Origin of the sequence: Mycolicibacterium baixiangningiae (assembly GCF_016313185.1) — a bacterium.
GTDB classification, from domain to species: domain Bacteria; phylum Actinomycetota; class Actinomycetes; order Mycobacteriales; family Mycobacteriaceae; genus Mycobacterium; species Mycobacterium baixiangningiae.
On sequence record NZ_CP066218.1, the window covers coordinates 701,830 to 715,533 of the forward strand.

Here is a 13,704-nt window from a genome sequence, read left to right on the forward strand (position 1 = left end):
GCCTGTCCGGTCAGTGGCCGGGCGGCCGTATGACGACATTCGCCGCCTCCAGGTCGGCGGATCTGCTGGTGCGCAGCCCGAGCAGGCGCATCCCGTGGTACACCAACAGCGCGGCGATCGAACCGAGCGCGATGCCGGTGAACGTGAGTTCGCCTGCCTGCCAAGTGAAGTCGGCGATCCCGATGATGAGCGGGATCGCCGCGGTCATCTGGTTGACGGGCAGGGAGAAGTCGACGTGGTTGGTCAGCCAGATCCGCACACCCAGCACGCCGACCAATCCGTAGAGCACCACCGTCGCACCGCCGAGCACACCGGCCGGGGTCGCCGAGATGGCCGCACCGATCTTCGGGCACAGCGACAGCGCGATGGCCACCACGGCGGCCACCCAGTACGCGGCGGTCGAGTACACCCGGGTGGCGGCCATGACGCCGATGTTCTCCGCATACGTGGTGGTCGCGGATCCGCCGCCGAACCCGGCCAGCGTGGTCGCGACACCGTCGGCGGCCAGCGCCCGCCCGATCAGCGGGTCCATGTCGGTCTTCGTCATCTGACCGACCGATTTCACGTGTCCGATGTTCTCGGCGACGAGCGCGATCACCGCGGGCAGGAACATCGGCAGCACCGCGAGCGAGAACGACGGCATCTGGAAGTCGGGCAGCCCCAGCCAGGGCGCCGCCGCGATCGCCGAGGTGTCGACATCGCCGAGCGCCAGCGCCAGCAGGTATCCGAGGAGTACCGCGAGGAAGATCGCCAACCGGCCGATCATGCCCCGGAAGAACGCCAGCGTCGCGACCAGCAGCACCAGGGTGACCATGGCGACCACCGGGCCGTCCTCGAAATTCGCCTTCGCGGCGGGTGCCAGGTTGAAGCCGATCAGCGCCACGATCGCACCGGTGACCACCGGCGGCAGGGTGGCGTCGAGCCAGCGGGTGCCGACCAGGTGGACGACGCCGCCGATCACGATCAGCATCAGGCCGAGCGCGACGATACCGCCGAGCGCGCTGCCGGTGCTCTGGGCGGCGACAGCCCCGGTGACGGGGGCGATCACCGAGAAGCTGGAGCCGAGATAGCTGGGCAGCCGGTTGCCCGTGATGATCAGGAACAGGATGGTGCCGACGCCGGAGAACAGCAGCGTGGTGGCGGGCGGGAAGCCGGTCAGCACCGGTACGAGGAACGTCGCACCGAACATCGCCACCACGTGCTGGGCGCCGAGGCCGACGGTGCGTGCCCAGCTCAGGCGTTCATCGGGAGCGACGACGAAGTCGGCGTCCGACCGGGATTCGACGGGTTTCCAGGTCCAGTTGGCTGTCCACCTGCTCTTCGCTGGCATCACGGTTGCCTATCTTGCACCGCCGCCGGTCCTCCGCGCGCGGCGTACGGCATACGCGAGAGCTCCCGCCGCGAGCACGGTGGCGCCGGCGAGCACCGACGTCCACGGCAACGCGAACGCCAGCACCAGGCAGCCGGCCAGCCCGACGGCGGGCACCACCCGGTGGCCGAGTGTCCACGCCGAGGCGTTGGTGACGGCGTAGTAGAGCAGCACGGCGAACGACGAGAACCCGATGGCCTCGCGCAGGTCGACGGTGGCGGCGAGCACGGCGACGACCATCCCCACCGCGACCTCCGCCCGGTGCGGGCTGCCGAACCGGACGTGCACCACGGCCAGACCCGCGGGCAGGTGCCGGTCGCGGGCCATCGCCAGCGTCGTCCGGGAGACGCCGAGGATCAGCGCGAGCAGCGAGCCCAGCGCGGCGACCGCGGCGCCGGCCGCCACGACCGGCACCAATCCGGGAAATCCGGCCACCCGGACCGCCTCGGTGAGCGGGGCCGCCGCCCCGGCCAGCCTGTCGCTCCCCAGTTCGGCCAGCACCGCGACCGCCACGACCGCGTACACGACCAATGCGATACCGAGTGCGAGCGGGATGGCCCGGGGGATGGTCCGCGCCGGATCGCGCACCTCCTCACCGAGGGTGGCGATGCGGGCATAACCGGCGAACGCGAAGAACAGCACTCCGGCCGACTGCAGCACGCCACCGACGGTGACGTCGGGCGGAACGGTCAGCCGGCCGACTGCGGGATCGCCGAACCCGAGGGCGATCACCACCACGACGGCGAGCACGGCCAGGACGACCGCCACGATGAGACGGGTGAGCAGTGCGGATTTCCGGATGCCTGCGTAGTTGACCGCCGTGAGCGCCACCACGGCGGCGACCGCGATCAGCCGTGCGCCGTCGGGCCATACATAGACCCCGACGGTGAGCGCCATCGCTGCGCAGGACGCGGTCTTGCCGGCGATGAAACCCCAGCCCGCCAGGTACCCCCAGAACTCGCCGAGCCGTTCCCTTCCGTACACGTAGGTGCCGCCGGACTGCGGGTGGAGTGCGGCGAGGCGAGCGGACGAGGTGGCGTTGCAGTACGCGACCACCGCCGCCACCGCCAGCCCGATGAGCAGTCCGCCGCCGGCCGCGGCCGCAGCGGGCGCGAGCGCGGTGAAGATGCCCGCACCGATCATGGCGCCGAGTCCGATGACGATCGCGTCGGTCAGGCCGAGCCGTCGCGGCAGCGCGGCACCGGGCGCGTTCACTGACGTGATGCTAGGGAGTGTCGCGCTCGCTGACGAGCGCTTCGGAGTCTTTGTGGTCTTTGTGACTGACCGTCGCGCCCAGCAACACTGACACCAGGGCGAGGACACCGACCGCGACCAGCGGGATGGTCCACAGTCGGCGGGCCAGCAGGGCGTCCTGGCACGAGGCGACGAAGTCGGTGCCCTCGACCTGAGCGTTCTCGGCCTGCGTCAGGTTGGCGACGAATCCGCTACCGCATTCGATCTGCCAGCCCCACTGGTCATACCCGTCGATGAAGACCGGGAAGCGCAGCGCGAACAAACCGATGGCCAGCAGGACGGCGCCGCCGATGCCGATGTGCCAAACGCGTGGTCGCATGTTGCCCCCTCGGGAAACCCGCCAACTATGTTAACGAGCATTCCCGTCGGTGGGGACATCGGCGAGAATTCCTCTCTCACCCCGGCTTGCACGCCGACGTGCAGGGATAGTGTGTTCGGCATGGCGCCCACCCCGCCCGGTCGCGGCGACGGCATACGACGCCGTCCCAAAGACCGCAAAGCCCAGATCGCCCGGGCGTCCGCTGAGGCGTTCAGCCTGCTGGGGTATCACGGCGTCAGCATGGACGCCATCGCTGCGCGGGTCGGGATCTCGGCGGCCGCCCTGTACCGCCACTACACCGGCAAGTACGAGTTGTTCCGTGACGCGGTGCTGGCGCTGGGTCAGCAGTTGGTCGACGCCACCGCATTCGCCGACGACGGTGACGCCGCCGGTGACCCTCGGGACACACTCGTCCACCTGGCCGGCGCACTGTGCGACACGGCGCTGGCCAACCGGGAGTCCGGGGGGCTCTACCGCTGGGAGGCGCGCTTCCTGCGTGGCGACGATCAGGCGACGCTGGATTCGCAGATCCGCACGGTGCACCGCCGCTTTCAGAAACCGCTGCGCGCGCTGCGCCCGGAACTCGACTCCCGGCAGCGGTGGACGCTGTCGACGGCGATGATCAGCGTGCTGGGCAGCGTCGTGGACCACCGGGCCAAGCTGCCCGCGGGCCAGGTCCGCCCGCTGCTCGCCGAACTCGTCGTGACATTCGTCCCCGCCGAATTCCCCACGCTGTCCGACGTGCCGGAGCCTCGGGGCTCGACCGCTCCCGCGCACCGGTCGAAATACGAAGCGCTGCTGGTGGAATCGATGCGGCTGTTCAACCAGAAGGGTTATCGCGACACCTCGATGGAGGACATCGCCGCCGCGGTCGGGATGCCGGCCTCGGGCATCTACCGGTACTTCTCCGGAAAGAGCGACATCCTGGCCGGGGCGTTCCGCCGGTCGGCCGATCGGTGGTCGGCGGAGATGTCGACGATCCTCGACGGCACGGCCGACCGTGAAGAGGCGCTGACCCGGTTGATCGACGGGCATGTGGCCAGATCGTTCAGCGAGCCCGAACTGGACTACGTGTACTACACCGAGCGCCTCAACATGTCACCGGCCGATCAGCAGATCCTGCGCAACCTCCAGCGCTCGACGGTCGAGACGTGGGCGGACCTGGTGGCGACGCTGCGCCCGGAATGGACTGCGGGACAAGCCCGTTTTGCGGTCTACGCCGCGATGGCCGTGACGATCGATCTGGGCAGGCTGGTCCACTACCGCAACTCGCCCTACTCGCGGGCCCTCGTCGCGGGGTTGATGGACCTGACGCTGCTCGGCCGCTACCGGTTGCGAACGGTGTTGCCGGCCAAGTAGGCCGCGTATCCGAGCAGACCGGCCACCCCGAGCTTGCGCGTCGTGCGTCCGGCCAACGCCAGACCGATCGCCGTCTCGATGCTGCCGTTCGTGTAGACGTGGCGACGGGTGTTCTGCGGGAACGACGCCACGGTGATCGGTTCGAACAGCTGCGGTCGGACGAAATGCACCAGTCCGGTCGCGGCGAGAGCGAGACCGGTCAGTGTGACGGCGCGCTTGTCCTGCTGGGGCACGAGGGGTCCTCTCTCAGGCGAACTGGTAATCGGTGAACGGGAATTCGGACGCCTCTTTGATGGCTTCCCGCGTCGACATCGGGCGGAGCAGCGACGGTTCGCCGCTGGGGTTGAAATAGTAGGACCGCGACGACGCGCAGTTGCCGATCGTCCACAGGGAACTGCCGAGCGCTTCGGTCATCCGCTCGAGGTAGCGGGAGTTGGCTTCCTCGGTCACTTCGAAGGTCGTCGCGCCCCGGCGGTGCATCGCGGTGAAAAGCCGGTCCATCAACCGCATCTGGTATTCCATGTTGTTGAAGAAGTTCAGGCCCAGGAACGCGTACGGGCTGGCCAGGCTGAGGTAGTTCGGGAAGTACGGCATCGACACACCCTGGTAGGCCTGGAAACGCGTCTCGCGCCACCACTTTCCGAGATTGCGGCCGTCGCGCCCGATGACCTCGATGGCCGGGAAGTTGGCCTCCCACAGGTCGAATCCGGTGGCCAGCACGAGGGTGTCGACGACGGTCTTGGTGCCGTCGGCGTTGACGATGCCGTCGGCCTCGACCCGTTCGATACCGTCGGCCTGCAGATGGACGTGTGGTTTGGTGAACGTCCGGAAATAGCTGTTGGAGAACGTCGGTCGCTTACAGCCGATGTCGTAGTCGGGGGTGAGCTTGCGCCGCAGTTCCTTGTCGCGGATCGCGATGAACTGGTTGAACTTGCACAGATCCCTGGCCGCCATGTTGAGCCGCCGGAACAGCGGCACCTTGTAGTGCACCACTCCGATGGTGATCATGAGCTCGTAGATCGTGTCGGTGACCAGGCGAAGCAGCCGCTGCGCCAACGGAATCCGCGCGAACAGCCGTTTGGTGCGCTCGGAGATCCGCAGGTCGAGCTTGGGGGAGACCCAGATCGGGGTGCGCTGGTAGACGGTGAGGTCGCCGGCCGTCTTCGCCAGTTCGGGGATCAACTGCACCGCGGTCGCGCCCGTCCCGATGACCGCGATCCGCTTGCCGGCCGGGTCGAACGTGTCGTCCCAGTCGGTGGTGTGGATGACCCTGCCCTCGAACGCGGTGATGCCCGCGATGTCGGGCACGCGCGGCTGGGACAGGAAGCCCGTCGCCGTGATCAGGTAGCGGGTGCTCAGCGTCTCTCCGCCGGCCAGGGCGACGCGCCAGAGCTTGGCCTCTTCGTCCCAGCGCGCACCCTCGACGGTGGTGTTGAAGCGGATGTGCCGGCGGACGTCGTACTTGTCGGCCACGTCGTCGGCGTACTGCTTGATCTCCGCACCGGTGGAGTACAACCGCGACCAATTGGGGTTCGGCTCGAAAAAGTAGCTGTAGGTGGTGGTGGGGACGTCGACGGCCAGGCCCGGGTAGTGGTTGACGTACCAGGTACCGCCGAGATCGTCTTCGCGGTCGAGGATGACGAAGTTCGCGATGCCCAGGCGTTTGAGCTGTATCGCGGCGCCGATCCCGGCGAATCCCGCACCCACGATGACCGCGTCATACTGCTCCGAAGTCATGAGTAGACGGTACCCCAGGTATCGGTTGAACCTGCGTCCCCTCAGCCCTTGAGTGACCCGGTCCGCGGCGGGTCCAGCGTCGCGATGCAGGTCACCGCGCGGTCGCCGTCGGTCCACGTCTCGTCGGTGGGGTAGAGCACGTACAGCTGCACGGAATCGTCGGTGACCGCGGCCGGGGAGTAGGTCGCCAGTTCCGGCCCGCAGCGGTTGGCGTACTCGGTGACGGCGTCCTCACCGGGGAAGTCACCGTCGGGCATCATCAGGACCGCGAACACCTCGCCGGCGTGGGGTTCGCCGCAGCTGACGGTCTTCACGGTCATGACCCGGGTGCCGTCGGGGATCTCCGACAGGCAGTCACCCAGCTTCACCTCCGTCGCCGTCACCGTCCCCTGACGCACCACCAGGAAGATCACCAACACCACCGCGATGACGGCCACCACGGCGACGAGCGCCACGATGCCCAGGATCAGCCACAGTTTGTTGTTCTTCTTGGGAGGCGGCCCCGCCGGCGGCATTTCGGTGTACGGCTGCGGCGGTGGCGGCGGGTAGTACGGCTGACCGTAGGCGGGCTGGCCGTACTGCGGCTGGCCGTACGGCGGTTCGCCATACGGGGGCCGGCCGGGTGGCGGGGGTGGCGGACCCGGCGGCATCGTCATGCGAAAGACGATAGCCCGGTCAGGCCAGCAGCCGCAGCGCTGCGTCCACCGCCAGCTTGGGGACGTCGAGTGTCTTGGAGCCCAAGTCGTGTCGCGCGCCGGTGATCTCGACGAGTTCTGTCGGGCCGCCGACGAGCGCGGCGGCGGCGGTGAGTTCGTCGATGCTGCCGAACGGATCCGCGGTGCCGTGGGTGAACACCGTGGGCACCCCGATGCGGGGCAGGTGTTCGGTGCGGGCGCGTTCCGGCTTGCCAGGGGGGTGCAGGGGATAGGAGAACAGGGTCAGCACGTCGACGGCCACGCCGTCACCCGCGACAGTCATCGACGTCATCCGGCCGCCGTAGGAATGACCACCGGCGATCACCGGGCCGTCGGTCAGGCCGCGGGCGACAGACACCGCCTCGGCCACACCCTCCCGATCGGTGGCCGCCGCGCCCTGCCGCGGTGGCCCCTTGGGCCGCGCGCGCCGGAAGGGCAGGTTGTAGCGGATCGCCAGCCAGCCCCGGCCCGCCCACTCGTCGCAGATCCTCACCAGCATCGGTGCGTCGCTGCTGCCACCCGCGCCGTGCGTCAGCAGCACCACGCCCGCGGGGTCCCCGGCCGGTTCATGGGCGATACCCGCGATGTCATCGAGGTGCATCGGCACGCAGCCTGAACATGGCGGACACCGGACCGTGGCCGCCGCCCAGCGGGTAGGCCGCGCGCAGGCTCTCGGTCACCCACCGTTTCGCGAACGCCACCGCATCGGGGACCTCGTAACCGTTCGCCAGGGCGCTGGCCACCGCGGCCGCCAGCGTGTCACCCGCACCGTGATCGTGCACCGTGTCGATGCGTGGCCCGTCGAATTCGACGAAGTCGGTGCCGTTGAACAGCAGATCCGGACTGTGCGGGGACGACCGCAAATGCCCGCCCTTCACCAGCGCCCACTGCGGTCCGAGGGCGTGCAGTGCCTGCACCGCCGCCCGCTGGGACGTCTCGTCCACGACGTCGATACCGACCAGCAGGCGCACCTCGTCGAGGTTGGGCGTCACCAATGTCGCCAGGGGCAACAACTCCGTGCGAAGGGCGTTCAGCGCGCTGGGGTGCAGTAGCGGATCGCCGTGCATGGAGGCGCACACCGGGTCGACCACCAGCGGCACCGAACCAAAAAGCCCCTGCGCCCGCCAGGTGTCGGCGATGGCCTCGATGATCTCCGAGGACGCCAGCATGCCGGTCTTCGCGGCCTGCACTCCGATGTCGGAGGCCACCGCCTCGATCTGTCCGGCGATGACGTCGACCGGGATCTCGTGAAAACCTCTGACACCCAACGAGTTCTGAACCGTCACCGCAGTGACCGCCACCAGGCCGTGCACGCCGAGCAGGGCGAACGTGCGCATGTCGGCCTGGATGCCGGCCCCGCCGCCGGAATCCGATCCGGCGATCGTCATCACCCGCAGCGGCGTCCGGCCCGGTTCGGGCAGGGGAAGGAACCTCGTGTCGGTCATCGTTACTCCCTACGCCGGCATTACCCGGTCAGGTTCCTACGGTCGACAACCCCAGTTGTCCTCTCAGCACGCTCGGTGCGCGCTCCCGCGTGGTCGGTGGTGCGTTGCTCAACCTAGCGCAAGAGGCCGAGGCGAGGAGATAGGAATTGCCGAGCGATTATTTGTATAGCTAATATATGTGTTCTGTGGCGCCCGGGTCGCGCCGCTTCCGCGTCGGATACGAAACGAACGAAGACTGCACATGACAACAGGACTCGGCCGCCGCCGGATGGCCACCGACCTCGACCACCCGCTCTACAAGTGGGTGGTGCTGTCCAACACCACGCTCGGGATGCTGCTGGCGACGGTCAACTCCTCGATCGTGCTGATCTCGCTGCCCGCGATCTTCCGGGGCATCGGGCTCAACCCACTGCAGCCGGCCAACGTGAGCTATCTGCTGTGGCTGCTGATGGGGTACATGGTGGCCACCGCGGTGCTCGTGGTGTTGTTCGGACGACTGGGCGACATGTTCGGCCGCGTCCGCATCTACAACCTCGGCTTCGTCGTCTTCACGCTGTGCGCGATCGCGCTGTCGTTCCAGCCTTTCGACCTCGACGCGGGGGCGTGGTGGCTGATCGGGTGGCGGGTGGTCCAGGGTGTCGGCGGGGCCATGCTGATCGCCTCCTCGGCGGCCATCCTCACCGATGCGTTCCCCGCTCATCAGCGCGGGATGGCGTTGGGCGTCAACATGGTTGCCGCCGTTGCAGGGTCGTTCCTCGGACTCGTGGTCGGCGGCGCGCTGTCCGAATGGCACTGGCAGGCGATCTTCTGGGTGGGCGTCCCGATCGGCATCCTCGGCACGGTCTGGGCGATGAAATCACTGCGCGAACTCGGTGAGCGCAGCCCGGGCCGGCTGGACTGGGCGGGCACGCTGACGCTCGGCCTCGGCCTGACCGTGCTGCTGACCGGGATCACCTACAGCATCCAGCCCTACGACGGTTCGCCCACCGGATGGGGCAACCCGTGGGTGCTCGGCGCGATCGCCTTCGACGTGCTGGCACTGGTGGCGTTCTGCGTCATCGAACTGCGGGTCGACCAGCCGCTGGTCGACATCCGGCTGTTCCGCATCACCGCCTTCGGCATGGGCAACCTCGCCGGGCTGATGTCCTCGGTCGGCCGCGGTGGGCTGCAGTTCATGCTGATCATCTGGCTGCAGGGCATCTGGCTGCCGCTGCGAGGTTACGACTTCGAGGCCACCCCGCTGTGGGCCGCGATCTACATGCTGCCGTTGACCTTCGGCTTCCTGGTGGCCGGACCGCTCTCGGGGTGGTTGTCGGACCGCTACGGCGCCCGGCCGTTCACCGTCGGCGGCATGCTGCTGATGTGCGCCACGTTCGTCGCGCTGGTCATGATTCCCGTCGACTTCGACTACTGGCTGTTCGCGCTGCTGATCTTCCTCAACGGGGTCGGGGGCGGCGTGTTCACCTCGCCGAACTCCGCCGCGATCATGTCGAGCGTGCCGCCGAACGCGCGCGGCGCCGCTTCCGGGGTGCGGGCCACCTTCTTCAACGCCGGCGGATCGCTGTCGATCGGCATCTTCTTCTCCCTGATGATCGTCGGGCTGGCCAACACGCTGCCGGCCGCGATGAGCGCGGGTCTACAGGCCGAAGGCGTGTCGGCGGCAGTCGCCGAGGAGGTCGCGGGGACCCCGCCCGTCGGCAGCCTGTTCGCGGCGTTCCTCGGCTACAACCCGATCGGGGAGCTGCTGGAACCCTCGCACGCACTGCAGCAACCCGGCGTCAACGCGGACGTGCTGACCGGTCAGACGTTCTTCCCGCACCTCATCACCGGACCGTTCCACACGGGGCTGGTGGTGGTGTTCATCGCCGCCGCAGCGATGATGCTGCTCGGTGCGGCGGCGTCGCTTTTCAACGCGGGACGCTACGCCGAGCAACGATGACGATCTGGCACGCAACACCGCCCATCTGCTGCGAAGATACCTAGGTGCCCCTGCAGCTCATCAGCCGCGATGCGGAGTTGAGCGCCGTCGACACATTTCTCGCCGCGGTGCCGTCGGGCACGTCCGTGCTGATACTCGAAGGTGACGCCGGAATCGGCAAGAGCACCGTCTGGCGCGCCGGCATCGCCCGCGCCCGCGCGCGCGGCTTCCGGGTGCTTTCGGCGCGCCCGGTGTCGAGCGAGTCGGCGTCCGCGTACTCGTCGCTGGCCGAGCTGTTCGCCGACGTGGGCACCGCCGTGCTGGACCACCTGCCCGCACCGCAGCGGCTCGCGATCGATCGGGTGCTGTCGCGAGCCGACGACACCGGCCCCGGCACCGATCAGCGTGCGGTGGCCGCCGCGGTGCGGTCGGTGATCGAGCGGCTGGCGCAGTCTGCTCCGGTGCTCGTCGCGATCGACGATCTTCAATGGCTCGACCCGCCGACGGCCCTTGTCGTGGCGGCAGTGGCCCGGCGGTCGTCCGGGCCCGTCGGCTTCCTCGTCACGGTGCGCGCCGGTGAAGGCGCCCGCACGGATGTGCTGGTGGAACCGTCGCGTCCGGAACGGTTGCAGAGGGCGCAGGTGCATCCCATGCCGGTCGGTGCGTTGCACGCTGTGATCGCCAGCCAGCTGGGAAAGTCGCTGCCCCGGCCCAAAATGGCGTGGCTCCACGAGGTTTCGGCGGGCAACCCGTTCCACGCGCTGGAACTGGCGCGGGCGCTGGCCCGGGATTCCGGGGCCACCGGGCCGCTGCCCGGCACGCTCGCCGAGCTGGTCAGGACGCGGATCGCCGGGCTGCCCGGCCAGACCCGCAATGCGCTGCTCGCCGCGGCCTGTATGGCGGCGCCCACCGTGGATCACGTGGCGCAAGCCATCGGCGACGACGTCGAGCGGACGGTCGCCGCCCTCGAGGAGGCCGAACGGCACGGCATCGTCGAGATCAACGGCTACCGGCTGACGTTCGGCCATCCGCTGTTCGCCCGCGGCGTGTACACCGATGCACCGGCCGGCGAGCGCGCCGCGATGCACCGGCGCCTCGCCGACATCGTCGAGAACCCCGAGTCCAAGGCGCGCCACCGCGCTTTGGGTGGTGACGACGATGACGACGAATACACGATCCTGGCCCTCGACGAGGCCGCGGAATCGGCGTGCATCCGTGGCGCCCCCGCGGCGGCCGCTGAACTGCTCGACATGGCTCGTGCCCGGGGTGGTGGTGACACACCCGAGCGGAGCCTGCGCGCCGCGGGGTGTCACTTCGAGGCGGGCGACACCGCTCGGGCACGAGAGTTGTTGGAAGAGAACATCGGCCGAATGACACCCGGTGAGATGCGGGCCAGAGCGCTACATCTGCTCGGCCTGGTCCGGCTGTGGGACAACAGCTCCGCCGACGCGGTGCCGCTGCTGGAACAGGCCGTCGACGAAGTGGGTGTCAGCCCGGACCGCCGCGTGCAGATGCTCGTCATGCTCGCGTTCATCGAGTTCAACGCGGGACGGGCGGACCGGGCGGTGCAGCGCGCGGAAGAGGCGGTGGCACAGGCGAACACGCTGGAGCGAGCCGATCTGCTGAGCCAGGCCCGGCCGATGCGGGCGATGCTGCGGTTCCTGCTCGGCGACGGGCTCGACGAAACCGAACTCGACGGCGTGTTCGACTTCGACGAACCCGACGACATGCCGCTGGCCGCACGGCCGAGGACACTGCACGCCCTGCTGATGTTGTGGACCGGCCACCTCGACGAGGCGGCGGACCGGTTCGCGGCGATTGCCGAACGCTGTATCGAGCGCGGCGACGAGAGCGAGCGGTTCTTCGTCGATTTCCACCTCGGCCAGGTCCACCTGTGGCGGGCGGACTTTGCCGCGGCGGAGCGGGTCGCCGAGGACAGCGTCGAACGGGCGTTGCAGTCCCACAGTGACCTGCCGCTGTTCATCGCGCTGATCGTGCGGGCCATGGTGAGCGCGCACCTCGGCCGGGTGGATCAGACCCGACGCTTCGCCGCACAGGCTTTCACCGTGGGGGAGCGCTGCAGCTCGAGCCGTCTCGGGGTGTGGGCGGTGGCCGGCCTCGGTTTCCTCGAAGTGTCCCTGCGCGACTATCAGGCTGCGGTCGATGTGCTGGCCCCGGCGGTCGAGGGCTGGTCGGCGATGCCGTCCTCGACAGAACTGGTCACGGCGCCATTCCTGCCAGACGCGGCGGAGGCGCTCATCGGGGTCGGGCGGCTCGACGACGCCGAACGGCTCGTCGAGACGGTGGAGAGCAACGGGCAGCGACTCCATCGGCCCTGGATGCTCGCCGTGGGCGCCCGCTGCCGCGCGCTGCTACTCGCCGCACGCGGGGACCTCGCGGGCGCCGTCGCCGCCGGCGAGCGCGCACTGGCCGAGCACAAGCGGTTGCCGATGCCGTTCGAACTGGCCCGGACTCAGTTGACGGTGGGCCGGTTGCAGCACCGGCGACGCCAGTACGACGCCGCCACCGACACCGTCACGGCCGCGCTCACCGCATTCGAGCGGATCGGCGCCGCACTGTGGGCCCAGCAGGCACGCGCCGAACTGGCCGGGCTGGCCGGCCGCCAGACCGCTGCCGGGCTCGCCGAATCCGAGCGCCGCTTCGCCGACTTGGCCGCCGAGGGCCTGACCAACCGGGAGATCGCGGCGGCGCTCTTCGTGAGCGAGAAGACGGTGGAGGCCAACCTGTCCCGCATCTACCGCCGACTGGGCATCCGCTCCCGCGCTGAACTCGCGCGGGCCCTCAACTCCTGAGGTCCACCAGCACCGGAGCGTGATCGCTGGCGCCCTTGCCTTTTCGTTCCTCACGGTCGATCTCGGCGTGGGTGACCCGGTCGGCGAAGGCCGGCGATCCGAGGATGAAGTCGATGCGCATCCCGCGCCGCTTCTGGAACGCCAGCCGGGTGTAGTCCCAGTATGTGTAGACACCGGGGCCCGGCGTGAACGGCCGCACCACGTCGGCATATCCGGCGTCGACGATGGCGTTGAACGCGGCACGCTCGGGTGGTGTGACGTGGGTGCTGTCCCGGTAGGCCTCGACGCTCCACACGTCGTCGTCGGTCGGGGCGATGTTCCAGTCGCCGACCATCGCGATGGGCAGGGACGGGTCGTCGGTCACCCAGCGGTGGGCGGTGTCCCGCAGTGCGGCAAGCCATTCCAGCTTGTAGGCGTAGTGGGGTGAGCCGACGAACCGGCCGTTGGGCACATAGAGGCTCCACACCCGCACGCCGCCGCACGTCGCACCGAGCGCACGGGCCTCGGCGACCGCCTCGATGTCGGGTTTGTCACCCCAGGTGGGTTGGCCGTCGAATCCGACCTGCACGTCGTCGATGCCCACCCGCGAGGCGATCGCGACGCCGTTCCATTGGTTGAACCCGCAGTGCACGACGTCGTAGCCGAGCGCGGCGAACGGCATGCTGGGGAACTGCTGCTCGGAGCATTTGGTCTCCTGCATGGCCAGCACGTCGACGTCGGCCTTCTGCAGCCATTCGGTCACCCGGTCCACCCGGGCGCGAATGGAGTTGACGTTCCAGGTGGCCAGCCGCATGC

The 13,704-nt window shown here is 69.0% G+C and carries 12 protein-coding genes and 1 riboswitch; of the genes, 3 read left to right on the forward strand and 9 right to left on the reverse strand.

Annotation, left to right across the window (positions count from 1 at the left end; translation table 11 throughout):
* Positions 1-10: 10 nt before the first annotated feature.
* Genes I7X18_RS03265 through I7X18_RS03275 form a run of 3 tightly spaced genes read right to left on the reverse strand, consistent with a single transcriptional unit; the run spans position 11 to position 2,942 of the window.
* Positions 11-1,330: a uracil-xanthine permease family protein gene (locus I7X18_RS03265; protein WP_193044576.1), complete on the reverse strand. Its 1,320-nt coding sequence runs from the start codon at positions 1,328-1,330 to the stop codon at positions 11-13.
* A gap of 9 nt (positions 1,331-1,339) precedes the next feature.
* On the reverse strand, positions 1,340-2,584 hold the full coding sequence (locus I7X18_RS03270) for an APC family permease (protein ID WP_193044575.1): 1,245 nt from the start codon (positions 2,582-2,584) through the stop codon (positions 1,340-1,342).
* A gap of 10 nt (positions 2,585-2,594) precedes the next feature.
* Complete coding sequence (locus I7X18_RS03275) at positions 2,595-2,942, reverse strand: hypothetical protein (protein WP_193044574.1); 348 nt, start codon at positions 2,940-2,942, stop codon at positions 2,595-2,597.
* A 120-nt stretch (positions 2,943-3,062) separates the two neighbouring features.
* Between I7X18_RS03275 and I7X18_RS03280 the strand changes: the two genes are divergently transcribed.
* A complete protein-coding gene (locus I7X18_RS03280; RefSeq protein WP_193044573.1) occupies positions 3,063-4,301 on the forward strand; it encodes a TetR/AcrR family transcriptional regulator in 1,239 nt (412 codons plus the stop codon).
* On the opposite strand, the gene I7X18_RS03285 is transcribed toward I7X18_RS03280, so the two are convergent.
* The 5 genes from I7X18_RS03285 to thiD all read right to left on the reverse strand — a co-directional run bounded on the left by I7X18_RS03285 (position 4,268) and on the right by thiD (position 8,178).
* Positions 4,268-4,534, reverse strand: a complete 267-nt coding sequence (locus tag I7X18_RS03285; protein ID WP_193044572.1) for a DoxX-related protein — start codon at positions 4,532-4,534, stop codon at positions 4,268-4,270. The genes I7X18_RS03280 and I7X18_RS03285 overlap by 34 nt on opposite strands.
* A gap of 13 nt (positions 4,535-4,547) precedes the next feature.
* Positions 4,548-6,038, reverse strand: coding sequence for a flavin-containing monooxygenase (locus I7X18_RS03290; protein WP_193044571.1), 1,491 nt, complete (start codon positions 6,036-6,038; stop codon positions 4,548-4,550).
* A 41-nt stretch (positions 6,039-6,079) separates the two neighbouring features.
* Positions 6,080-6,694, reverse strand: coding sequence for a septum formation family protein (locus I7X18_RS03295; protein WP_193044570.1), 615 nt, complete (start codon positions 6,692-6,694; stop codon positions 6,080-6,082).
* Positions 6,695-6,713: 19 nt separating this feature from the next.
* Positions 6,714-7,334: an alpha/beta hydrolase family protein gene (locus tag I7X18_RS03300; protein ID WP_193044569.1), complete on the reverse strand. Its 621-nt coding sequence runs from the start codon at positions 7,332-7,334 to the stop codon at positions 6,714-6,716.
* Entirely contained in the window at positions 7,321-8,178 is an 858-nt protein-coding gene (gene thiD / locus I7X18_RS03305; protein WP_193044568.1) for a bifunctional hydroxymethylpyrimidine kinase/phosphomethylpyrimidine kinase, read from the reverse strand. The genes I7X18_RS03300 and thiD overlap by 14 nt, the downstream gene beginning before the upstream one ends.
* Positions 8,168-8,277, reverse strand: a riboswitch (TPP riboswitch). (Overlaps the previous gene by 11 nt.)
* A gap of 142 nt (positions 8,278-8,419) precedes the next feature.
* Here thiD and I7X18_RS03310 point away from each other — a divergent pair.
* Together I7X18_RS03310 and I7X18_RS03315 are read left to right on the forward strand one after the other, a co-directional pair.
* Positions 8,420-10,117 (forward strand): MFS transporter, encoded by a 1,698-nt coding sequence (locus I7X18_RS03310; protein WP_226862946.1) that lies wholly within the window; start codon positions 8,420-8,422, stop codon positions 10,115-10,117.
* Between the two features lie 44 nt (positions 10,118-10,161).
* Positions 10,162-12,909: a helix-turn-helix transcriptional regulator gene (locus tag I7X18_RS03315; protein ID WP_193044566.1), complete on the forward strand. Its 2,748-nt coding sequence runs from the start codon at positions 10,162-10,164 to the stop codon at positions 12,907-12,909.
* Here I7X18_RS03315 and I7X18_RS03320 read toward each other — a convergent pair.
* A complete protein-coding gene (locus I7X18_RS03320) occupies positions 12,899-13,702 on the reverse strand; it encodes an exodeoxyribonuclease III (RefSeq protein ID WP_193044565.1) in 804 nt (267 codons plus the stop codon). The two genes, I7X18_RS03315 and I7X18_RS03320, sit on opposite strands and share 11 nt — an antisense overlap.
* Positions 13,703-13,704 lie beyond the last annotated feature (2 nt).

What these genes read in the sequence shown, in the direction of transcription:
- I7X18_RS03265 (WP_193044576.1), bottom strand. Translation starts at nt 1,330, where the DNA reads ATGCCAGCGAAGAGCAGGTGGACAGCCAACTGGACCTGGAAACCCGTC.
- I7X18_RS03275 (WP_193044574.1), bottom strand. Translation starts at nt 2,942, where the DNA reads ATGCGACCACGCGTTTGGCACATCGGCATCGGCGGCGCCGTCCTGCTG.
- I7X18_RS03280 (WP_193044573.1), top strand. Translation starts at nt 3,063, where the DNA reads ATGGCGCCCACCCCGCCCGGTCGCGGCGACGGCATACGACGCCGTCCC.
- I7X18_RS03290 (WP_193044571.1), bottom strand. Translation starts at nt 6,038, where the DNA reads ATGACTTCGGAGCAGTATGACGCGGTCATCGTGGGTGCGGGATTCGCC.
- I7X18_RS03295 (WP_193044570.1), bottom strand. Translation starts at nt 6,694, where the DNA reads ATGACGATGCCGCCGGGTCCGCCACCCCCGCCACCCGGCCGGCCCCCG.
- I7X18_RS03300 (WP_193044569.1), bottom strand. Translation starts at nt 7,334, where the DNA reads ATGCACCTCGATGACATCGCGGGTATCGCCCATGAACCGGCCGGGGAC.
- thiD (WP_193044568.1), bottom strand. Translation starts at nt 8,178, where the DNA reads ATGACCGACACGAGGTTCCTTCCCCTGCCCGAACCGGGCCGGACGCCG.
- I7X18_RS03310 (WP_226862946.1), top strand. Translation starts at nt 8,420, where the DNA reads ATGACAACAGGACTCGGCCGCCGCCGGATGGCCACCGACCTCGACCAC.
- I7X18_RS03320 (WP_193044565.1), bottom strand. Translation starts at nt 13,702, where the DNA reads ATGCGGCTGGCCACCTGGAACGTCAACTCCATTCGCGCCCGGGTGGAC.